This window comes from Saccharopolyspora sp. NPDC045941 (genome assembly GCF_056431445.1).
On sequence record NZ_JBWKKU010000019.1, the window covers coordinates 77,959 to 99,624 of the forward strand.

20 protein-coding genes are annotated in these 21,666 nt (G+C 69.9%); 8 read left to right on the forward strand and 12 right to left on the reverse strand.

Annotation, left to right across the window (positions count from 1 at the left end):
* Window position 1: 1 nt before the first annotated feature.
* Window positions 2-919 (reverse strand): AurF N-oxygenase family protein, encoded by a 918-nt coding sequence (locus tag AC07FN_RS17705; protein WP_478396580.1) that lies wholly within the window; start codon window positions 917-919, stop codon window positions 2-4.
* 174 nt (window positions 920-1,093) lie between these two features.
* Between AC07FN_RS17705 and AC07FN_RS17710 the strand changes: the two genes are divergently transcribed.
* Complete coding sequence (locus AC07FN_RS17710) at window positions 1,094-1,663, forward strand: dienelactone hydrolase family protein (RefSeq protein WP_452617710.1); 570 nt, start codon at window positions 1,094-1,096, stop codon at window positions 1,661-1,663.
* Between the two features lie 337 nt (window positions 1,664-2,000).
* Here the strand turns inward: AC07FN_RS17710 and AC07FN_RS17715 are convergent, their stop codons facing one another.
* The 5 genes from AC07FN_RS17715 to AC07FN_RS17735 form a co-directional block, all read right to left on the reverse strand.
* Complete coding sequence (locus AC07FN_RS17715; protein ID WP_478396581.1) at window positions 2,001-2,480, reverse strand: (2Fe-2S)-binding protein; 480 nt, start codon at window positions 2,478-2,480, stop codon at window positions 2,001-2,003.
* On the reverse strand, window positions 2,473-3,321 hold the full coding sequence (locus AC07FN_RS17720) for an FAD binding domain-containing protein (protein ID WP_478396582.1): 849 nt from the start codon (window positions 3,319-3,321) through the stop codon (window positions 2,473-2,475). Before AC07FN_RS17720 ends, AC07FN_RS17715 begins: the two co-directional genes overlap by 8 nt.
* Window positions 3,318-5,690, reverse strand: a complete 2,373-nt coding sequence (locus AC07FN_RS17725; RefSeq protein WP_478396583.1) for a xanthine dehydrogenase family protein molybdopterin-binding subunit — start codon at window positions 5,688-5,690, stop codon at window positions 3,318-3,320. The genes AC07FN_RS17720 and AC07FN_RS17725 overlap by 4 nt, the downstream gene beginning before the upstream one ends.
* 148 nt (window positions 5,691-5,838) lie before the next feature.
* Window positions 5,839-6,030 carry a DUF397 domain-containing protein gene (locus AC07FN_RS17730; RefSeq protein ID WP_478396584.1) on the reverse strand — a complete coding sequence of 64 codons (192 nt, stop codon included), beginning with the start codon at window positions 6,028-6,030 and terminating at the stop codon, window positions 5,839-5,841.
* An 18-nt stretch (window positions 6,031-6,048) separates the two neighbouring features.
* Window positions 6,049-6,915, reverse strand: a complete 867-nt coding sequence (locus AC07FN_RS17735) for a helix-turn-helix domain-containing protein (protein ID WP_478396585.1) — start codon at window positions 6,913-6,915, stop codon at window positions 6,049-6,051.
* Window positions 6,916-7,034: 119 nt separating this feature from the next.
* Between AC07FN_RS17735 and AC07FN_RS17740 the strand changes: the two genes are divergently transcribed.
* Window positions 7,035-7,337 carry a hypothetical protein gene (locus tag AC07FN_RS17740; RefSeq protein ID WP_478396586.1) on the forward strand — a complete coding sequence of 101 codons (303 nt, stop codon included), beginning with the start codon at window positions 7,035-7,037 and terminating at the stop codon, window positions 7,335-7,337.
* Window positions 7,338-7,503: 166 nt separating this feature from the next.
* Here the strand turns inward: AC07FN_RS17740 and AC07FN_RS17745 are convergent, their stop codons facing one another.
* The 5 genes from AC07FN_RS17745 to AC07FN_RS17765 form a co-directional block, all read right to left on the reverse strand.
* Window positions 7,504-8,697 (reverse strand): MFS transporter, encoded by a 1,194-nt coding sequence (locus AC07FN_RS17745; RefSeq protein ID WP_478396587.1) that lies wholly within the window; start codon window positions 8,695-8,697, stop codon window positions 7,504-7,506.
* A gap of 482 nt (window positions 8,698-9,179) precedes the next feature.
* Complete coding sequence (locus AC07FN_RS17750; RefSeq protein ID WP_478396588.1) at window positions 9,180-10,565, reverse strand: M1 family metallopeptidase; 1,386 nt, start codon at window positions 10,563-10,565, stop codon at window positions 9,180-9,182.
* Window positions 10,558-11,409: a M20/M25/M40 family metallo-hydrolase gene (locus AC07FN_RS17755; RefSeq protein WP_478396589.1), complete on the reverse strand. Its 852-nt coding sequence runs from the start codon at window positions 11,407-11,409 to the stop codon at window positions 10,558-10,560. The genes AC07FN_RS17750 and AC07FN_RS17755 overlap by 8 nt, the downstream gene beginning before the upstream one ends.
* Window positions 11,410-11,523: 114 nt before the next feature.
* A complete protein-coding gene (locus AC07FN_RS17760; RefSeq protein WP_478396590.1) occupies window positions 11,524-12,774 on the reverse strand; it encodes a dihydrolipoamide acetyltransferase family protein in 1,251 nt (416 codons plus the stop codon).
* 24 nt (window positions 12,775-12,798) lie between these two features.
* Window positions 12,799-14,976 carry an alpha-ketoacid dehydrogenase subunit alpha/beta gene (locus AC07FN_RS17765; protein ID WP_478396591.1) on the reverse strand — a complete coding sequence of 726 codons (2,178 nt, stop codon included), beginning with the start codon at window positions 14,974-14,976 and terminating at the stop codon, window positions 12,799-12,801.
* 455 nt (window positions 14,977-15,431) lie between these two features.
* Between AC07FN_RS17765 and AC07FN_RS17770 the strand changes: the two genes are divergently transcribed.
* The 6 genes from AC07FN_RS17770 (at window position 15,432) to AC07FN_RS17795 (ending at window position 20,703) form a co-directional block, all read left to right on the forward strand.
* Window positions 15,432-15,977, forward strand: a complete 546-nt coding sequence (locus AC07FN_RS17770; protein ID WP_478396592.1) for a VOC family protein — start codon at window positions 15,432-15,434, stop codon at window positions 15,975-15,977.
* Window positions 15,978-16,220: 243 nt separating this feature from the next.
* Window positions 16,221-16,898 (forward strand): GntR family transcriptional regulator, encoded by a 678-nt coding sequence (locus tag AC07FN_RS17775; RefSeq protein ID WP_478396593.1) that lies wholly within the window; start codon window positions 16,221-16,223, stop codon window positions 16,896-16,898.
* Window positions 16,891-17,628 carry an SDR family NAD(P)-dependent oxidoreductase gene (locus AC07FN_RS17780; protein ID WP_478396594.1) on the forward strand — a complete coding sequence of 246 codons (738 nt, stop codon included), beginning with the start codon at window positions 16,891-16,893 and terminating at the stop codon, window positions 17,626-17,628. The genes AC07FN_RS17775 and AC07FN_RS17780 overlap by 8 nt, the downstream gene beginning before the upstream one ends.
* A 243-nt stretch (window positions 17,629-17,871) precedes the next feature.
* A complete protein-coding gene (locus AC07FN_RS17785) occupies window positions 17,872-19,218 on the forward strand; it encodes an MFS transporter (RefSeq protein WP_478396595.1) in 1,347 nt (448 codons plus the stop codon).
* Between the two features lie 72 nt (window positions 19,219-19,290).
* Window positions 19,291-19,806 (forward strand): VOC family protein, encoded by a 516-nt coding sequence (locus AC07FN_RS17790; protein ID WP_478396596.1) that lies wholly within the window; start codon window positions 19,291-19,293, stop codon window positions 19,804-19,806.
* Window positions 19,807-19,905: 99 nt separating this feature from the next.
* Entirely contained in the window at window positions 19,906-20,703 is a 798-nt protein-coding gene (locus tag AC07FN_RS17795; protein WP_478396597.1) for a thioesterase family protein, read from the forward strand.
* Between the two features lie 7 nt (window positions 20,704-20,710).
* On the opposite strand, the gene AC07FN_RS17800 is transcribed toward AC07FN_RS17795, so the two are convergent.
* Window positions 20,711-21,664, reverse strand: coding sequence for a discoidin domain-containing protein (locus AC07FN_RS17800; RefSeq protein ID WP_478396598.1), 954 nt, complete (start codon window positions 21,662-21,664; stop codon window positions 20,711-20,713).
* Between the last annotated feature and the right edge of the window lie 2 nt (window positions 21,665-21,666).

Below are 21,666 nucleotides of genomic sequence, written 5' to 3' on the forward strand. Positions count from 1 at the left end.
CTCAGATCAGGTTCGCGCGCTTGTAGAACCACTGCGATGCCTTGGTGAGCAGGCCGGCGGAGCTGAGGAACTCCATCAGGCCGGCGCAGCTGGAGCGCAGCATCGACCTGTGGTGCTCGTTCGCCTTCGCCTCGCGGATGGCCCGCTTCGGGTCGAGCCCGGCGTTCTCGTACACCTTGCGGTTCCACATGCTGGTGACGATGAAGTACGACGCGCCGGCCACCACGACCGCGGTGATCTGCCGACGCAGCCGGCCCGCGCCCTCCAGCCGTGTTTTGGTCTCCTCGCGGGCGAACTTCATGTGCCGCGATTCCTCGACGACGTGGATGTTGTTCACCGTCCGGACGAACGGCACGACCCGCTCGTCGCGCATCCAGTCCCGCTGCATGACGTCCAGGACCTCCTCGGCGACCAGGATCGCCGCGTAGGCGGCCTCGCCGAACGCGACGGTCTTGAACACGCGGCCGAGCTCCACCACCAACCGGGTCGGCCGGTACGCCGGGGCGCGCAGCTTCGCGGCGCCGCGCGCGAACATGATCGAGTGCCGGCACTCGTCGGCGATCTCGGTCAGCGCCCACTGGAAGGCGGGATCGGTCGGGTCCTTCGCGTAGAAGTCCCGCAGCACCATCTGCTGCAGGATCATCTCGAACCAGATGCCGGTGCTCGCCACCGACGCGGCCTCCTGGCGCGTCAGCTCGCGCTGCTGCTCCGGCGTCATCTCCTGCCAGTAGGAGGTGCCGTACAGCGTGCTCCACTCGGGGCTCGTGCCGTGGTAGCTCGTGTCCAGCGGCGTCTCCCAGTCCACCTTCTGGACCGGGTCGTAGGAGAGGATCTCCGAGGAGCGCAGCAGCCGGTCCGCGAAATCGGCGCGGTCGGACTGCGGCGGCGTTCCGTGGTCCCGGGCGATGCTGCCGGTCATGGGCGCTCCCTGCGACGGTGACGGCGGTGTCTCGCGTTACCCGGCGATACCTGCTAACGCGAGTAACAGGTATCAGGATCGATGACATCGACGACTGTGTCAATGACTATTGCAATGAGTTGGCGGCCCTGCCCGTCCCGGGTCCCGGTCGCGGCGGGCTGATTGGATGTCCCCGTGGACATCCTGTTGCTTCATTCCGCGTTCGGTCTGCGGCCCGCCGTGCAAGCCGCCGCCGAACGGCTGCGCGTGGCCGGTCACGAGGTGCACGTCCCCGACCTCTTCGACGGCCGGACCGCGGAGACGGTCGAGGACGGCATGCGCATCACGGAGGAGATCGGCCGGGACGAGCTGCTGCGCCGCGCCGTGCAGGCGGCGGCCCCTCACAGCGACAAGGGGCTGGTGTACGCCGGGTTGTCGTTGGGCGCGGCCATCGCGCAGAACCTCGCGCTGGCCGACGAGAAGGCCCGCGGCCTGCTGCTCCTGCACGGCACCTCGGACATCGCCGAGAACGCGGCCGTCGACGACCTGCCCGTGCAGCTGCACGTCGCCGATCCCGATCCGTTCGAGACGGCCGACTGGCTGAACTCCTGGTACCTGCAGATGCGGCGGGCCGGGGCGGACGTCGAGATCTTCCAGTACCCGGGCGCCGGGCACCTGTTCACAGACCCGGACCTGCCGGACTACGACGCGGAGGCCACCACGGAGGCGTGGTCGGTCGCGCTCGCGTTCCTCGAATCGCTCTGAACCGGGCTGCTATACACAGCGGCTGTTTGTGAACCCGTTGGCGCAGTGGTGAGTCGTCGGTGGCTGGTGTGGAGTCAACGACCTGTTCGCCTCGGTAGGTGAGGTGAACGGTCCGTTCGCTGCAGCCGCCCGGCGTCGACGGGCATCGGCCGGTGTGGAGTGAACGGACCGTTCATCCCAATAGGCGAGGTGAACAGGCCGTTCACCTCACCATTTCGAAGCCACCACCCGACCTGGCCATTCATGATGCCGGGGATCCCACAGCGAGAAGGCGACCGTAATTCCCATAGGGGGCCGCCACTCGCACCGCTACGCAGAACGAGCCTGGAAACAAGCTCTACCCCCGGCCCCAGGCCTCGTTGACGGCGTCGACGATGTGCTGGTAGCCCGTGCAGCGGCAGATGTTCCCGGACAGCAGCTCGCGGATGGCCTCGTCGTCGGGGTGCTCTTCGGGATCGGCGGCGGACAGCGTCGTGATGAACCCCGGCGTGCAGAAACCGCACTGGAGTCCGTGGCAGTCCTTGAACGCCTGCTGCATCGGGCTCAAGCCCCCGTCGGGGGTGAGGCCTTCCACCGTGGTCACCTCGGCTCCGTCGGCCTGCACGGTGAGCGTGATGCAGGAACGCGCGGGCTCGCCGTCGATGAGGACCGTGCACGCGCCGCAGACACCGTGCTCGCAGCCGGCGTGGGTGCCGGTGTGGCCGAGGTCGTCGCGCAGGAAGTCCACCAGCAGGCGGCGCACCGGCACGAGGCGGCGGACCTCGCGACCGTTGACGGTGAGCGCGATCTCGCGGTTCGCGGCCGGGACGTCAGTCATGCGCCACCTGCTCCAGGGCTCGCTGTGCCGCCGCGCGCAGTGCGGCGCGGCGGGTTTCCGGATCGGCGTGGAGGTCGTCGGGCGGCGTGGCGGAGTCGGCGGCGGCGTCTGCCGCGGCACCGATCGCATCGGCGTCGAGCGCCCGCCCGAGCAGGACCTCTTCGGCCTCCGGCAGCCGCCGCACCGTGCCGCCGATGCCGAGACCGGCAAGTCGTGCGCGGGTCACGGTGCCGCCGTCGAACTCCAGGGCCGCGGCCACGCCGGCGAGGGCGAAATCCCCGGCCCGCCGGGCGATCTCGGCGAAGCCGTGGCGGGCGCCGCGGATCGGCAGCCGCACCTCGGCGAGGATCTCGTCGGCGGCCAGCGAGGTCTGGTAGGGGGCGACGAACAGCTCGTCGGCGGGCACGGTGCGCCGGCCGCCGGTGCCCGTCACCACGACCTCGGCGTCGAGGGCGCACGCGGCCGCGCACAGCTCCGCCGCCGGGTCCGCGTGCGCCAGGGAGCCGCCGATGGTGCCGCGCGAGCGGACCTGGTGGTGGCCGACATGGCGCAGCGCCTGACCGAGCAGCGGGCAGGCCTGCCGCACCAGCGGCGAGGTCTCGGCGGCCCGCTGCCGCACGCCCGCTCCGATGACCAGGACGCCGTCTTCGCGGCGCAGTTCGGTCAGCTCGGGCAGGCGGCCGATGTCGACCAGGACGCTCGGGCGGGCAAGCCGGAAGTTCATCATCGGCAGCAGGCTCTGCCCACCGGCGAGGGCCTTCGCGTCCTCGTCGACGGCGAGCAGCCGCACCGCTTCGCCGAGGCTGCCGGGGCGGACGTAGTCGAACGGCGGCGGCTTCACGACGCGGCCTCCTCGATCAGCCGCCGCACCACCGACGGCGTCAGCGGCGTGGTGTTGATGTCGGCCACCCCCAGCGGTTCCAGGGCGTGCTCGACGGCGCGCACGATCGCGGCCGGCGGGCCGATGATGCCCGCCTCGCCGACGCCCTTGATCCCGAACGGGGTTTCGGGTGCCGGGCTGCACAACTCCTCGGTCGCGATGTCCGGGATCTCGCAGGCGGTGGGCAGCAGGTACTCCATGAACGTGGTGGCCAGCGGCTGGCCGTCCTCGTAGGGCAGCTGCTCGTAGAGCGTGCCGCCGATGCCCTGCGCGACGCCGCCGTGGATCTGCCCGGCGACGGTCAGCGGGTTGATCACCTGCCCGCAGTCGTGCACGACCGCGTACCGCACCACCCGCACCTCGCCGGTGGCGGGATCGACCGCGACGACCGCGGCGTGCGCGGCGTTGGTGTAGGTGGTCGAGGCGTTCATCTTCCCGTCGGGACGCGGCACGTGGTCCATCCCGGGCGGCTCGTAGCTCGCGCGCGCGTCGAGCCCGGGCGCCATGCCCGGCGGCAGCTCGAAGGTGCGGGTCAGCGCCACCCGCGCCACCCGCTCCCAGGGCACCGAGCTGCCGGGGCTGCCGCGCACCTGGAATCCGCCGTCGGCGAGCTCCAGGTCTTCCGGCGCGGCTTCCAGCAGGTGCGCGGCGATCTCGGTTCCCTTGCGCCGCAACACTTCCGCGGCCTGCGCGATCGCGCCGCCGGCGACGACGGCGCCGCGGCTGGCCCAGCTGCCCAGGCCGAACGGGGCGGTGTCGGTGTCGCCCATCACGACCCGCACCTGCTCGATCGGCAGGGCGAGCTCCTCGGCGACGAGGGTGGCGACCGTGGTGTGCGCGCCCTGGCCCATGGCCGAGACGCCCACCGCCGCGGTGACGCCGCCGTCGGCGTCGAAGCGCACGTCCGCGGAATCCTGCCCGCTCCAGGTGCCGGTGATCGAGAACGCGCTGGCGGCAACGCCTTCGATGTAGGTGGCGTAGCCGACGCCGAGGCGCGTGCCGGGCTCGGCGCGTTCCTGTTCGGCGGCCAGCAGCCGCTCGCCGATCTCGACGGCGCGGTCGAAGGCCGCGCGGTGGCTGCCGGAGTCCAGCCGGGCACCGGCGGCGGTCTCGTAGGGGAGCTCGTGCGGATCGAGGATCATCCGGCGGCGCAGCTCGACCGGATCGATGCCCAGCTCGCGCCCGATCTTGTCCACCAGCCGCTCGATGGCGAAGGTGCCCTCCGGCATGCCGAAACCGCGGTAGGCGCCGAGCGGCGTCTTGTTGGTGACCACGCCCTGCACCGCCACGCACTGGTGCGGAATCCGGTACGGCCCGCACAGCGAACCGACGGCGACCAGGCTGGGGCCGAACCCGCCGGGGAACACCTCGCCGGAACCCAGATCGGTGCGCACCCGCCCGCGCAGCGCCGCGATGGTGCCGTCGTCGCGGACCGCGGCGGACAGCTCGATGCGCATGTCGCGGGCGTGGCAGGCGGTGATCAGGTGCTCGTGGCGGTCTTCGAGCCAGCGCACCGGGCGGCGCAGCCGCATCGCCAGCCACGGGACCACGTAGTCCTCGGGGTAGACCTCGTTCTTCTGCCCGAATCCGCCGCCGACGTCGGGCGTGATCACCCGGATGTCGCGTTCCGGCAGGCCCAGCACCTGGGAGAGCATCGATCGCACGATGAAGGCGGCCTGGGTGGAGGTCCACACCGTCAGCCGGTCGTCGCGGTACTCGGCCACGACGCCGCGGGGTTCCATGGGCACGGCCGCGTGGCGGTGCGTGGTGTAGGTGCCGCTGATCGTGCGCAGCCGCTCGAACGCCTCGTTCACGGCGGGGTTCTCCGGGGCGGGCATCGACAGCAGGAGGTTGTCGCCCCACTCCGGGTAGAGCAGCGGTGCGTCCTCGGCGAGGGCGTCCTCGGCTGTGTCGACGGCGGGCAGCGGTTCGAGGTCGGCGTCGACCAGTTCGGCGGCGTCCTCGGCGAGGTAGCGGTCGTCGGCGACGACCACCGCCAGTGGGCAGCCGACGAAGCGAACCCGGTCGCGCGCCAGCGGGAAGTGCTGCACGCCGCGCACCCAGGGCATCAGGTCCGGAACGGCGCGAACGTCGAGGTCCGCACCGGAGAACGCCGCGTGCACCCCGGGGGAATCCAGCGCGGCCGCCGTCTCGACACCGCGCACCCGCGCGTGCGGCACGTCGCTGCGGACGAACGCGGCCTCGACCATGCCGGGCAGGACGACGTCGGCGATGTACCGGCCGCGCCCGGTGACCAAGCGGTCGTCCTCGATGCGGGGCACCCGGACGCCGAGCAGCGTCGGGCGCATGCTCTGCTCCGGTTGCACCATCGGGCCTCCCGACCGCCGTGTGCGCCGCAGCCGGGCGCGGTGGCGGCGGCGATCCCTCGGGTAGCGTGCGGCAGCCCCGGCGCGCGCGCAATCCTCCGGAAGTTGGCTCTGCAGACGAAGTTGGCCCTGAACGGGCAATTCTGCGTGCCTAGCCCTTCAAGGTGCCGAGGAACCGCGCGAAGGAGCCGGAGTCGAAGACGAGCACCGGGCCATCGGGATCCTTCGAGTCCCGAACACCGACGACAGTCGGCTGAACAGCAACCTCGACGCACACGCCGCCGTTGCCCTGGCTGTAGCTGGACTTGCGCCAAGCGGCATTCTCAAGAGCTAAGGCCGACATCGTTGTTCCTCCCGGTGGTCACCGGTACTTCTTGAGCACGCGAGCAATGAGTTGTCGGGTCTTCGGGACAGGCAGTGCAGCGTTGCTCAGTCGCTCGAAGATGACGCTGTACCGAGTGTATTCCTCCGGCTCCCACAGATAGGTGGCGCCGAGGAAGTCCTCCAGGTACACCGTCGAAAGTTGCTGGTCGGAGAGATGCATCAATGCTGCCGATGAAGTGACAGCGATGCGATTGGCGTCGAACGGCAGGACCTGGAGTCGGACGTTCGGCAGCTCTGAGACTTCAAGCAGGTGGCCGAGTTGTCGCGCCATCACGTCTTGGCTGCCCTGCACCCGGTGCAATGCTGACTCGCTGAGCACGACATGCAGATCGAGCGCCGGGTCAGTCCGCGTGAGTACGGCTTGACGTTCCATCCGGGTTTTGACGTGGCTTTCCACGAGCCGTGGGTCGGCCGCAGGCTCCCATGCGAGCAGCGTGGCCCGGGCGTAGTCCTCGATCTGGAAGAGCCCGGTGATGATCTCTACTTCGTAGATCTTCATCTCGGTGGCTTCGGATTCCAGGGCGAAGAATCGTTGAACCCAGTCCGGTACGGCGTCGCGGTACATGGTTCGGCGACGGCTGCGTTTCGGGACCTGTGCTGCGAGTCCCACCAGGTACTTCCGGCGTTTCGCCGGTGTGCCGTAGAGGTGGGCCAGCTTCTCGACTTCTTCTGGTGTGGCGGCCTGTTTGCCGTTCTCGATCTTGCTGATCTTGGGTACCGCGCCGCCCAGGACCTCTGCTGCTTCGGCTGCTGTGTGGCCTGCGTTCTCGCGCAAGCGGCGCAACTCGATCCCGATCTGGATCTTGAGCACCTTCGGGTCCGGGGACATCGCCATGCCGCTCATCTTGGCACCCCGCTGCACCCAAATCGGCTACCGGAAGATCGATCACCTGGATCAGCGACTGTTAAGGAGCAAGTTTCTCGATAACCTTCTTGCAGGTTGATCGGCAGATGGGAGTCGGGATGTTGGAGCCGCGTTTTTCGCTGGGGCCTTGGGGTGAGGACGAGCTTCCGGCGGTGCTGGAGGACTTGGCCGGGGCTTACCAGCCGAGGAAGTTCGCGTTGTGCGAAGTCGCGCGCGATGGTGATGGGGTCACCGACGCGCGGATCTACCTGTGGGGCTTGGACTTCTGCCGCGCTCCCGACGCCGACGGTCCGGGCGCGGTGTTCGTCAGCCCGCACGGCTGGACCGGCAACTCCGACTCCGCCGAAGGCGCGCTGGAATGCTTCTCGTTGATCCGCGACCTCCGCCTCGTCTGGCTCTGAAAGGGCGGGCGTGGGCCGTGAGTCTTTTGTGCTGCCGCAGCGACACAAAGGACTCACGGCCCTGCTCGCCGGTCAGCGGCCTGCCGGGTGGAAGTGCTGCACGTCGCGCACCCACGGCATTAGGTCTGGAGTGGCGCCAACGTCGAGGCCCGCGCCGTTGCGGGGTTCAGCGTTCCGCTGCAGTCGCCGCACCGCTAGGCGTTTTCTTCGCGGCGGCGATGGCGAGTGCCAGCAGCGCCAATGCGCTCAGTCCGAGGACTGCCGCGACGGCCGGCAGCAGTCCGGCCCCCAGGCTGCTCAGGGTCAGCCCTCCGATGGCTCCGCCCAGCGAGACTCCGAGGTATGTGCCCGACGTGTTGAGCGCCAATGCCTGCGGTGCGGTCGGTCCGGCGAGCAGGTGGAGGCGCGCTTGAATCGCCGGGGAATTCCAGAAGGCCATGCCGCCCCAGACCGTTCCCACCACGAGGAGGGCGGAAAACGGTACGGGGCGGGCGAACCAGAGCACGCCCAAGAGCACCATGATGCCGGTGAAGGTGCTGATCCCGGCGACCAGTGTGCGGTCCGAACCCCACCGGTCGGTGGCCTTCCCGCCTGCCCAGATGCAGACGATGCCGGCCACCCCGGAGGAGCTGAACGCGAGTGCGCGCTGATCGACGTCGGCCTCGCTCACCGCGTCGAGGTAGGGGGCCGTGTAGGTGAGCATCATCATCGATCCGGTCATGAGCGCGCAGTTCGCCATGAGCCCGAGCGATACCGGCGCGCTGGCGAGAGCGCGCAACTGTTCGGGGATGCTCGGCACGTCGCCGGCCTCGCCGCGCTCGCGAGGCAGGGTTGCGAGCAAGAATGCCAGCGCCGCGGCTCCGGCCACCGCCATCGAGACGAATGTCGTTCGCCAGCCCCAATGGCCGCCGATCCAGGTGCCGATCGGGACGCCGGCCGCGATCGAGCCCGTGACGCCGAGCGCCACTACTGCGACGTACCTGCCGATGTGGCTTTCCGGAGCTCGCTCGGCGGCGTAGGCGAACACCGCCGGGGTGGACGCCGCCGCCGCGATCGCCGCCACGACCCGCAGGGCCACCAGGAGGCCGAAGCTGGTTGCGGTAGCCGCCAAGAGGTTCGCCACGACGAAGATCACGAACGAGGCGGTGAACAGGTACCGGCGGGACACCCGCGCCAGGGTGACTCCGGCGATCGGCGCGGCGAGAGCGACGGTGAGGGAGAAGACGGTCACCAGCTGTCCGGCGTGCGCCTCGCTGACACCCAGATCTCGCGCGATCTCCGGCAGAACACCCGCGATCACGTAATCATCGGTGTAGAAGACGAAAGCCGCTGCGAGCAGTGCGAACAGCCACGCGGGCACAACTGATCTCCCTTTGCAGTGCAACAATGCCTGACAGTGCGCGTACCAGGTCACTGGATGGTCGGCTCGGCGTCGGCGCGTCGAGAACGCCCCTGGGCACGAGCGATCGCACACCGGTCTTGTTCGGCCACCGGGCGGAAGACCGGCATTCGTCGTGCGGAAACGACGAATCCCGATCGACGCTCAAGCAACTCCGCGGCCAGGCCCTGCAGGGCGTCGATGGCAGATCCACCCGCGAGTCCGGTCAACGTGCGAATCGAACACCAGGTGAGCCCTTTCCCGTGCGATCACGCCTTGGTCGCAGCCGCCCCGAATGGGTTCGGAGCGCGCGTCAACCGCCGAGTCCTTCGGCGCCAAGAGGCGGAAAGCCGCCTCGATGACGTCCTCGCTGCGCTGTCCCAGGTCGATCCGAGCTGGCATTGCCGCACGTTATCACAGGTGTGATAGAAATCGGCGCCGCTGTCGGCCGGCAGGCTCGCCGGTCAGCGTCCTGCCGGGTAGAGGTACTGGTCAGGCGGGATCGTCGTGCTGTGCGCCCAGGCTTCGAAGAAGCCGTCGAGATCCTTTCCGGATACTTCCGCCGCCAGCTCCTCGAACTGCGGCCAGGAGGCGTTGCCGCCCGCGTACCTGGTCTGCCACTGCCGGAGGGTGCCGAAGAACGCCTCGTCGCCGATGCTCCGGCGCAGCGCGTGCACCATCAGCGAACCCTTGTCGTACAAGGCTTGGTGCAGCGGGTTCTCCGGGCCCGGGTCGTACAGCTTCACCGACCAGAACGCCGGATCGTTCCGCGCCTCCTCCACAGTGGATTCGTAGAACGACTTGTCGATGTCGACGCCGTTGTGCTCCTCCCACAGCTGGACGGAGTACTGGGCGAAGCACTCGGCTATGCAGCCGTCGCGCCAGTCGGTGAACGACACGTTGTCGCCGAACCACTGGTGGGCGTTCTCGTGCAGCAGCGAGAAGTCGAAGACGGCGCCGAAGTACGTCGGCCGGGTCTGGGTTTCCAGTGCGCCCGGGTTCTCCCCGGAGCTCTGGCCGAGCACGATGCTGCCCGCCGAGGAGAACGGGTACTTCCCGAATTTCTCGGCCAGCACGTCCATGATCTCGACGTATTGCTCCTCGGTGGCCGGGTCGATCTGCGTGCCGGGGGAGTAGGCGTTGATGACCGGCGTGCCGTCGGAGAGCTCGGACGTGCGCACGGTGAACTCGTCGATCGCGACCGTCGTCAGGTAGGTCGCGATCGGCTGGTCTTCGTGCCACCGGAAGGTCGCCTTGCCATCGGCGGTGGTGGTCTCGCCGGGCAGCCCGTTGCCGATCACCGTCCAGCCCTCGGGGACGGTGGCCGTCAGGTGGAACGCGGCCTTGTCGGACGGGTGGTCGTTTGCCGGGTACCACGACGTGGCCGACTGCGGCTCGCCCAACGCGTTGGCGCCGCCGTTGGGGAACGTGTGCCAGCCGCCACCGCCAGGCCGCCCGGAATACCGGACGCGCACGGCGAACAACGCGCCCGCGGCGATGGGGCGGGCGGGCGTGATCACCAGCTCGTGCTCGCCCGCGCGGCCGAACGACTTCGCGGCGACGCCGTCGACGGACACCTCGGTGACCTGAAATCCGGACAGGTCGAGGTGAAAGCCGTCCAGCTCCGCGCTCGCAGTCGCGGTCACCGTGGTGTCGCCTTCCAGGTAGCCCGGCCTGGCCGGGTCGTAGCTGATGCCGACGTCGTAGCGGGTCACGTCGTAGCCGGAGTTCCCGTCGTCCGGGAAGTACGGGTCGCCGAGGCCGCCGCCGCCGGGCTGGGCCGACGCGGTCGCGATGCCCAGCACCATGACGCCGGCGACCGCGCCCGTCACGAGGAGTCGGTTACGCACCGGCCACGCTCCAGACCGCCTGGATGATGGCGTTCGTGCTGATGACCTCGGCTTCCGGATCGACGTTGTCGATCGTGTCGCAGGCGTCGTGGATGCACGCGCCGATGCCGTTGGTGAACCCGGACACCGGCACCCCGGCCGCGTCGAAGGACTCGTGGTCCGAGCCGCCTACGCCGATGTCGAATGTCGGGATGCCCTGGTCGGCGAAGTGGCGTTCGAACACGTCCGTCGCGGGCGCGCCCGCGTGGATCACCAGCCACTGCCGGTCGCCCTTGGAGCCGGTCATGTCGAAGTTGAGGTACACCGCGATCTTCGCCAACTCCTCGGGCGTGCGCGCCGCCACGTACTTCGCGGAGCCGATCAGCCCGGGTTCCTCCGCGCCCCACCAGGCGAATCGGAGGTGCTTGGCCGGGGCCAGGTGCGTCTCGCTCACGGCCAGCGCGGTGGCCAGGATCGCGGCCGAACCCGTGGCGTTGTCGCTGATCCCCGGGCCGGCGGGCACGCTGTCGAGGTGGGCGCCCAGGAGCACCACCTGGTCCTCGTCGCCGCCGGGCCAGTCCGCGATCAGGTTGTTGCCCTTGGCCCCGTCGTGCTCGAACTCCTCGACGGAGGTCCGGAAACCCGCTTCGTCGAGCCGTTCCTTCACATAGTCCAGGGATTCCTGGTACCCGCGGGTGCCGTGCGCCCGGTTGCCGCCGTTGCGGTCCGCGATCCGCTGGAACTCCTGCAGGTGCGGCAGGACGTCGGCAGTGGAAACGACGGGGGTTTCGGCGGAGTGCGCGGCGGGTGCCCAGGTCAGCGCGGCACTTGCGGCGAGCACGGCCGCCAGGGTGCGTGATCTCATGTGCCGGAACGGTAGGGATGAGCTGTCAAGAACCTGTTGAGATCGAATGAGATTCCCTTTCGGGACACCATTTCCGGGGCCTGCCTGCCCACCGGCCGGCCCCGGAGGCGTCGATCAGATCAGGATCTGCAGGGGATTTTCGACGGTCTTGGTGAACGCGTCGAGCCACTTGGCCGCCAGGGCGCCGTCGGCGGGCCGGTGGTCGACCGACAGCACCACGTCGATCACCTCGGCGGGCACCACCTGGCCGTCGCGGACCACCGCCTCTTCCCGGGCCGCTCCGACGGCCAGGATCGCCGCCTGCGGCGGGTTGATGATGGCATCGAACTCCGCCACCCCGAACATGCCCAGGTTGGAGATCGTGATCGAACCGCCCTGCAACTCCTCGGGGCGGAGCCCGCCGTTCTTGGCCCTGTCGACGTACTCGCGCATCCGCCCGGCGATCGCCGTGACCGACATGTCCTCGACGCCGCGCAGCACGGGCGTCACCAGCCCGCCGCCGGTCGCGACGGCGACGGAGACGTCGACGTGGTGGAACCGGCGGACGGCGTCGGGTAGCCAGATCGCGTTCATCTCCGGCACCCCGGCATGCGCCTTGGCGACCGCCTTGATCAGCAGGTCGTTGACCGAGACCCGCACCGGTCCGGTCGAGTTGACCTGCTCGCGCAGCGCCAGCAGCGCTTCGACCTGGATCCGGGCCCGCAGGTAGAAGTGCGGGGTGGTCTGCTTGCTCTCGGTGAGCCGGGCCGCGATCACCCTGCGCATCCGGCTGTGCGGAACGTCCTCGTAAGCATCGGAAGGCGGTGCGGGCTGCGGGGATTCGGCCTGCTGCGGCGAGGTTTCCGGCGACTCCTGCTGTCGTGCGGCGATGGCGGCCTCGATGTCGCGGCGCACGATCCGGCCGCCCGGGCCGGTGCCGGTCAGCTCGGCCAGGTCCAGGCCCGCGTCCCTGGCCTGCCGCCGGGCCAGCGGGCTCGCGAAGATCCGGCCGCCGCGGTCGGCGGATTGTGCCGGTGCAGGCCGGGATTCCGGGATCTCCCGGCGAACCGCCTGCTTGGTCTCCGCCGGCCGCGCGACCGCGACGCCCAGCTCCGCCAGCAGGGCATCGACGTCTGCGACGTGCTCGCCGTCGGCGCCGAGCACCGCGATCGCGGCCCCGACGGCGACCTCGGAACCCGGCTCGTACAGTGTTTTCAGTAGCACTCCCGCGGAATCGGCGCTGATCTCGACCTCGGCCTTGTCGGTCTCGACCGCGACGAGCGCGTCGCCCTCGGCGAACGCGGTGCCCTCGGTGAGCTGCCAGGTCGACAGCACGACTTCCGCGGTGTCGGCGGCCACCTCGGGCACGCGGAGAAGCTCGGCCATGTTTTACCTCCTGGGTGCCTCGGGTCAGCGGCCGGTGATGTTCTTGAGCCGGTCGACGATTTCGTCGGTCTGCGCGATCGCTGCGCGTTCGAGCACCTTGCTGATGCTCGGCGAGGCCTCAGCGCCGTGCACCCGTTGCACCGGCTGGTCCAGCCAGTCGAAGAACCGGCGCTGGATCTCGTCGGCGAGCCACGAGCCGTAGGAGGTGCCGGGCGGGCCCTGCTCGGCGATGAGCACGTTGTTCGTCTTGCGGATGCTGGCGCCGATGGTCTCCCAGTCGATGCTGGCCCGGTCCAGCCAGCGCAGGTCGATGACCTCGGCGTCGACGGTGCCCAGCCGCTCGACCGCGTCCAGCGCGTACCCGGTCATCGCCAGGTAGGTCAGCACGGTGATGTCCGAGCCGGTGCGGCGGACCGCTGCCTTGCCGACCGGCAGGCAGTAATCGAAGTCGTCTACCGGGGCCTCGCCGACCGAGCCGTAGAGGTCGACGTGCTCGATCACCACCACCGGGTCCTTGCACCGCAGGGCGCTGTTCATCAGGCCCACGTAGTCGAACGGTGTGGAGGGGGCGACGATGCGCCAGCCGGGCGCGGTGGCGAAGATCCCGGCGGGATCCATCGAGTGCTGCGAGCCGTAGCCGGTGCCCATCGCGACCTTGCTGCGCAGCACGAGCGGAACGTCGCTGTCGCCGCCGAACATGTGCCGCGCCTTGCCGATCTGGTTGAAGATCTGGTCGGCCGCCACCCACATGAAGTCGGCGTACATCAGCTCGACGACCGGCGTGTAACGCCCGTCGAGGGCGATGCCGCCGGCCAGGCCGGTGAAGGCGTTCTCGCTGATCGGCGTGCCGAGCACCCGGTCCGGGTGCGCCTCGGCCAGGCCTCGGGTGGCCCCGTTGGTGCCGCCCTTGAGCCGGTGCACGTCCTCGCCGAGGACCACCACCGGGTCGACGTCCATGCGCCGGCGCATCACCTCGGAGACCACGTCGATGAACTTGCGCCGGTCGGTGCGGCCGGTGAAGGTGTCGCGGTCGGCGATGCGGGCGTCGGTGAACTCGCCGAGGTCACCGCGCACCCCGACGTCCCGGAACGCCGGGTCCGGCCATTCGCCGGGCTTGATCCGCCGCCGGCCGGGCTTGCCCTGCGGATCGGCTTCGAGGATCTCGTCACCGATCGACGCCATCAGCCGCTTGGCCCGCTCGGTGGCGGCCTCGACGTCGTCGGCGCCGAGGATGCCGCGCGCCACCAGCCGCTCGGCGAGCCGGGCCAGCGGGTCGCGGGCCCGCCACTCCTGCTCCTCCGTCTTGGTGCGGTAGCCGAACGCGCTGCCCGGGAACGGCCCGTTCTGGTGGAAGTAGCGGTAGACGTCGGCCTCGACGATGGTGGGGCCCGCGCCGGAGCGCATGTGCGCGACGGCTTCGGTCATGGCGAGGTGCACGGCCAGCGGATCCATCCCGTCGACCCGCCAGCTCGGGATGTTGAACCCGAGGCCGCGCGCCGACAGCCGGGGCTCGGCGGTCACCTCGTCGACGTGGGTGGACACCGCGTAGCGGTTGTTCTCGATGAAGAAGCACACCGGCAGCCGCCACGCCGCGGCGAGGTTCATGGTCTCCAGCACCGAGCCGATGTTGACCGCCCCGTCGCCGAAGTAGGTCACCGACACCGCGTCGGTTCCGGCCTGCTTGGCCGCCCAGGCGAACCCGGCCGCCTGCGGGACTCCGCCGCCGACGATGGCGTTGGTGCCCATCGCCCCGGCTTCCTTCCACTGCAGGTGCATCGAGCCGCCGCGGCCGCGGCAGAAGCCGCGCGACAGGCCGCAGATCTCCGCCAGGCTGCGGGACAGCACCTCGGCGACCGCCGGGTCGGCCGGTTGCCGCGGGTCGATGCCCTCCGGCGCGACGTGGCCGAGCGCCTTGGCCAGGAACTGGTGGTGCCCGCGGTGCGATCCGTTGACGAAGTCGCTGCTGGTCAGCGGCAGGATCGAGCCGACGGCCCCGCCTTCCTGCCCGATGCTCGAGTGCGCCGGGCCGTGGATCAGGCCCTGGCCGGCGAGTTCGAGGACGTACTCCTCGAAGGCCCGGATCAGCAGCGTCTGGGCGAACATCGACCGCAGCAGCCGCGGGTCGGCGGCCGCCCAGTCCGGCTCGGTGGTGGTCACCTCGATCCACGGCGATGACGCGGTCAGCTTGCGGTGTTCAGGCATGGCACTCTCCTGTGCGACCCGGCGGGGCCGGGCGTCCTTCAGGGATGGCGGAGCGCCGGCCGCGGCTATCGGCGCGGCGGGCGGAAGATGGATCCAACGGTGACATCGATTGGATCCATTTTCAAGTCCCAAGCCGGCGAGGGCGTGGTTCAAGATCCACTCAAGGGGCCGTTTCGGAAGGGCTCCGCGCAAGGCCACCCCAAGGGGCGTCCGAGCCCTGGCGCCGGTGGCGATTTCGCGCGAATTCGCCACCTCGTCCCCACGTGGAGCGCCGATTTCACGCGAAATCGGCGCCCTGTGTTCCAGGTGGGCGTGGCTCGCGCGTGCCCGCGCCTCGCTCCGGAACGCCCCTTGAAAACTGCGTATTGACAGGTCGGTGGAGCTGGCTGAAACTTGTCGCAACTTCGCCATTGGATCCAATGGTCGTTCCCTTTGATGTGGAGGTGATGGTCGCGATGCCCGGACCGCGCCCCGGCGGGCTGCCCGGCCTGGCCGGTGTCGAGCACGTCGGATTCACGGTGCCCGACCTGGACGAGGCCACCAGGTTCTTCGTGGACGTGATCGGCTGCGAGCTGGTGTACTCCCTGGGCCCGTTCCGCTCCGACGGCGAATGGATGGCCGAGCACCTGGACGTGCATCCCCGCACGGTGATGCGGGAACTGCGGTTCTTCCGGTGCGCCAACGGCCCCAACTTCGAGATCTTCGAATACGAAGCGCCGGACCAGCGCACGGCCCAGCCGCGCAACGGCGACGTCGGCGGCCACCACCTTGCCTTCTACGTCACCGACCTCGATGCGGCCGTCGAGCACCTGCGCGGCCACGGCGTCCGCGTGCTGGGCGAGCCCACGACCAGCTCCGGCGCCAGCGCGGGCCAGCGGTGGGTGTACTTCCTGACGCCGTGGGGCATGCAGCTGGAGCTGGTGTCCTACCCGGACGGAAAGGCCTACGAGGAAAACGCCCCGGTCCTGCTATGGCAACCTCAGCAGGAAGAAACGGGCTAGAGAGGCTGTTTGGATGTCGTGGTGTGGCAGGGAGGGCTTTTGCCTTTGAAGCGGCGCAGCCGCTCAGCCCACCCTCGCAGCTTGCACCGCTGCGGGTTCTCAGATGTTTTCTCGCGAGGACAGCCCCGACGTGGTGAATTGGCTCGGGGATCCCACAGCGAGAAGACGCCCGTAATTCCCGCAGGGGGGCCGCCACCCGCACCGCCACGCAAAACGAGCCTGGAAACAGAGCATTGGGGAGAGATGGTGTCCGAGAAGGCAACGGCGTCGACGGTGGCGAGCCAGCGGGTCGCCGAGCACCTGCGGAGCATGATCCTCAACGGGGAACTCGCGCCCGGCACGCGGATCCGGCAGGAGAACGTGGCCGCCCGGCTCGGCGCCAGCCGGTTGCCGGTCCGCGAGGCGCTGCGGATCCTGGCCGCCGAAGGCCTCGCGGTGCTGAAGTCCAACACCGGCGCCTGGGTGTCCAAACTGGACATGAACGAGTGCGAGGGGATCTACAAGATCCGCGAACGCATCGAACCGCTCGCGCTCAGCGAGAGCGTCCCGAACCTCACCGCCGGCGACATCGCCCGCATGGAGCGGATCCAGGACGAGATCGAGGAGAACACCGACGTCGACCGGTTCCTGCTGCTGGACCGCGAGCTGCACCTGGCGACCTACGGCGGATGCGAAAACCGCGAGCTCACCTCGATGGTGCACCGCTTCTGGAACACCACGCAGCACTACCGGCGCGCCTACGCGCGGGTCATCGCCCCGGCGGGGCACCAGCTCATCAACTTCGAGCACCGGCTCATCATCGAAGCGATCAAGCGCGCCGACACCGTCGACGCCGAGCGCTTCCTCACCGGCCACATCCGGCGCACGCGCCTGGAACTGGCCAAGCACCCAGAACTCTTCGCCGAGGACGAACATGACTGATTTCCAAGGAAAAACGCTGGTGCTCTCCGGTGCGGGCGGCTCCATCGCCCGCGAGATCGCCCGGCAGTTCTTCGACGCGGGCGCGAACCTCGTACTCGGCGATCTCGATGGGAACGCCCTGCACGAACTGGCGACGACGCTGGATCCAACCGGCGCCCGGACCGCCACCTTCGTGCTCGACGCCGCTTCCTCCGCCGCCAACGACGAGTTCGTGCGGCTCGCGGTCGAGCGGTTCGGCGGCATCGACCACCTGGTTCCCGCCGCCGGGATCTACCCCGAGCAGCCGGTCGCCGAGATGACCGACGAGCAGTGGCACCGCGTCGTGTCGATCAACCTCGACGGCGTCTTCTTCCTCGTCCGCGCGGCCCTGCCGCACCTCAACCGCGGTGGCTCGATCGTGCCCATCGCCTCCGTCGCCGGGCACCGCGGCAGCGCGCGGCACGCCCACTACGCCGCCACCAAGGGCGCGCTGCTGTCCTTCTCCCGGAGCCTGGCCTGGGAACTGGGCGACCGCGCGCGGATCAACGTGGTTTCGCCCGGGATCATCGAAACGCCGATGACGGACGACCTCGTCGCCGCCAAGGGCGGGGACCTGATCGCGGCCACCCCGATGGGCCGGCTCGGCAAGCCCGGCGAGGTCGCCTCCGTGGTGGCCTTCCTGTGCGGTTCCGCCGCCGCTTTCGTGCAGGGCGAGGTCATCCACGTCAACGGCGGCCTGCACATGGCCTGATCCGGCCACGACTCACCTGACGACGCCGCGCCGATCGGACGCGGTGCTACCGACGCGCTCCGAAGCCGTTCTTCCCCAGAGGTTCTTGGAGGACGCGGCGTCAGCCGCATGCGGTGGGGGACTCGGCTTGCAACGCCGCGGGTTCCCAGGCGGTGCCCACCCCACTGGGGTTCTTGGCGAGGACAGCCGCCACGCAAGCCCATTGAAGAAATCATTTCTTGACTCACAACGAGGTGACCGACCATGGCGCAGAACGCCGCAACGACCGAGGCGCCCGATCGCAGAGCCACCCGCAGGCTCATGGCCGCCGGCCTGATCGCCAGCTCGATCGAGTGGTACGACTTCTTCATCTACGCCACCGCGGCAGCGCTGGTGTTCGGACCGCTGTTCTTCCCCGGCGCCTCGCCGCTGGTGGGAGTGCTGCTGTCGTTCGCGACGTTCTGGGCCGGATTCGTCGCGCGCCCGATCGGCGGGCTGATCTTCGGCAACCTGGGCGACAAGGTGGGCCGGAAACGCGCCGTCGTCATCTGCCTGATGATGATGGGATCGGCGACGTTCCTCATCGGCCTGCTGCCCACCAGTAGCGCCATCGGCGTGCTGGCGCCGATCGTGCTGGTGGTGCTGCGGTTCCTGCAGGGCATCGCGGTCGGCGGCCAGTGGGGCGGAATCGTGTTGCTGCTGACGGAAAACGCCGACCCCAAGCGCCGCGGCTTCGCCGGCACGTTCGGGCAGATGGGCGTGCCGCTGGGCGTGATCCTGGGCAACGTGGTGTTCCTGGCCGTCACCGCGGTCACCAGCACCGAGTCGTTCACCTCGTGGGGCTGGCGCATCCCGTTCCTGGCCAGCGCCGTGCTCGCCCCGGTGGTGCTCTACATCCAGCTCAAGGTCGAGGACGGTCCCGTCTACCGGCAGCTGGAGCAGCAGCGCAAGGCCGATCCCGGCAAGGTCGAGCAGGCGCCGCTGTCGGAGGTTCTGCGCAACCACAAGCGGATCGTGCTGCTCGGCACCGGTCTGCTGTTCGCCACCAACGCCATCTTCTACGCGTGCATCTCGGGGCTGCTGGACTACGCGACGCGAACCCTCGGGGTGGCCCGAACCCCGCTGCTGATGATCTCGCTGGTGGCGACCGGGGTGATGGTGTTCGCGATCCTGATCAGCGGTGCGCTGTCGGACCGGTTCGGCCGACGGCCGCTGATCCTCGCCGGTTCCGGGTTGATCGCGGTCTGGGGATTCCCGTTCTTCTGGCTGGTCGACACCGCATCGCTGCCGCTGATCGCGATCGCCACCACGGTCGGCCTGATCGGCTCCGCCTTGACCTACGGCCCGCTCGCCGCATACCTCGCGGAGCTGTTCGCGCCGCGGATCCGCTACTCCGGCGCGTCCCTGGCCTACCAGCTGGGCGCGATCGTGGTCAGCGGTGGCACGCCGCTGCTCATGACGACGCTGTTCGCCACGACCGGCACCTCCGCCTCGGTCTCGGTGTTCCTGGTGGTGATGGGCCTGGTGACGTTCCTGTCCGCGTGGCGGCTGCACGAGACCGCCGGCGTCCGCGCCGGCGAGTCGCAAACCGAACGCGCCGCGGCCGCCTGAACACTCGTGAGTGCCTGCGCCGGTTTTTACCGGAATCAACACCCACGAGGCCCGAAGAGGAGGAGCGAGAACATGGATCCAGCGCGAAAGGAACTCCTGCCGCCGAGCCTGCGGTCCCGGCCGGTCGCGCAGGTGGGCATCCTGGTACCCGACCTGCGCGCCGGGATGCGAACCTGGAGCCCGCTGCTCGGCGAGGACGACTGGCTCGTCTACACCTACGGGCCCGAGACGGTGCAAGACCTCACCTACCGGGGCGCCGCAGCCGGGTTCGCGATGCGGGTCGCGCTGGCCGGCACCGGGCCGCAGGTGGAACTGATCGAGCCCCTGCGCGGGCCGAGCATCTACCACGAGTGGCTCCGGGAGCGCGGCCACGGGCTGCACCACCTCGGTTTCCACGTCGACTCGATCGCCGAAGCGATCGAGGACTTCCAGGACAGCGGGATTCCGCTGCTGCAGTCCGGGCGCGGTTACGGCCTCGACGGCGACGGCGGATTCGCCTACTTCGACACCCAGGACACCGTCGGCGTGATCATCGAAGCGATCGAGGTCCCGAAGCGGCGGCGGCCGAGCGAAGGCCCGGCCGACTGACCGGTGCGGCTGTGGCGATGCTCACCGGGTGTTAGGCCATCCGGTCCATATCCTGTAGTCCTGACCAGTCGCGCCGCCAAGCATGGGGAGAGGACCGCGTTGACCGAGGCATCCGAGAGCACGCCCAGCTACTTCGAGCGGCTCGACGCGCATCGCTTCAAGCCGACCGCCCACGCCAGCGGCGCGTGGCGCAACGACGAGCAGCACTTCAGCCCGCTGGGCGGGCTCCTCGTCCACTCGATCGAGCGCGCGCGGACCGGCCGCCCCGAGCTGCTGCTCAGCCGCGTCAGCTTCGACATCCTGGGCAAGATCGCGCTCGACGAGTTCGAGATCCAGGTGGAGACGACCCGGCCGGGCCGCACCATCGAGCTGGTGGAAGCCACCGCGATCATCGCCGGGCGGCCCGTGGTCCGGGCCCGGGCGTGGTTCCTGGCGGAGCTGGACACCAGCGCGGTCGCCGGGGGCGAACCCGATCCGCTGCCGGACCCCGAGTCGCTGGCGCCCTGGCCGATGAACTCCCTGTGGCCGGGCGGCTTCATCGCGTCGCTGGACACCCGGCCCGTCGGCACGCGCCGGCCCGGGCGCAACACGGCGTGGGTGTCCACCCGGACCGACCTCGTGGCAGGCGAGCCGGTCAGCCCGGTGGCGTCCTACGTGGCGCTCGTCGACACGGCCAACGGCATCGCCGTGCGGCAGGAGCCGACCAAGTGGATGTTCCCCAACGTCGACCTGTCGATCCACCTCTACCGCAAGCCGGAAGGCCGCTGGACCGGGCTCGACACCACCGTCGTCTTCGGCGGCCGCGGTCAGGGCCTCACCAGCACCGTCCTGCACGACGCCCGGGGCCCGATCGGGACCGCGCAGCAGAGCCTCACCGTCCGTCCCCTGGAGCAGTAGCCGGCGCTCACTTGCGCCCGAAGAACTCGAGCTCGCCCAGCGCGATGTGCTTGCCCTCGGTCAGGCCGGTCACCGTCTTGATGTGCACCCGGATCCTGACCACGTCGCTGGTCTTGATGCGGACCTCGTACGGGGCCGGGCTGTCGGGCACGTCGACCGTCTCGGTGCGGGTCCGGCCGTCGGAGCTGGTGGCGGTGATCTCCAGCCGGGCGGGCCGGGCCTGGCTGCGGAACTCCTCGTCCTTCCGCGACGGCCCGGTGCTCACCAGCACGCCCACCAGCCGGAACGGGTGATCGAAGTTGAACTCGGCCCATTCCCCGGGCCGCTCGGTTCCCCAGTACACGTCCCTGAGCCCGTCCACGGCCTTGCCGCGCGGGTGGTCGGGCATCTCGCCGCTGGCGCTGGAGCTCACCGGTCCGATCGGCGCCGCCCCGAAGGTCTTGTCGAGCACGTCCTCGACGATCTCCCGGCCGGTCGGGTAGAACAGGACGCCGCCGATCACCAGGGCGATCAGCACGGCGAGGACGACGAGCCGCCGCCACACCTTGCTGCGATCGATCCGGCGCCGCCGGCGGCGCGCGCGATTCGATTGCGGCGCTTCGGAATCCGGGGTGAGCGGCGCGGCGCAGCGGATGCAGAACCGCCGTTCGGGCGGGTTGGGGGCGCCGCACGCGCCGCACGGCGGTCCCTCGGGAGCCTGCTCCGCGACCGGCGCGTTCGGCTCGGGCCGTGGTGCGACGGGCTTCGCCGGTTGCACGGCGGCCGGTTGCTCCGGCTCGGCGACCGGTTTCGCAGGTGGTCCGGGTGCCGCCGGGACCGGGATGCGTGCCGTCGGCGCTGATGGGTCCGGGGCGGGTGGTTCGGGTTCGGTGCCCTTGTCCCAGCCCAGGTAGGCGCCGCAGGTGGTGCAGAAGTCCTCGCCGCGGGCGACTTGGGCGCCGCACGTCGAACAGGAGCGCATCG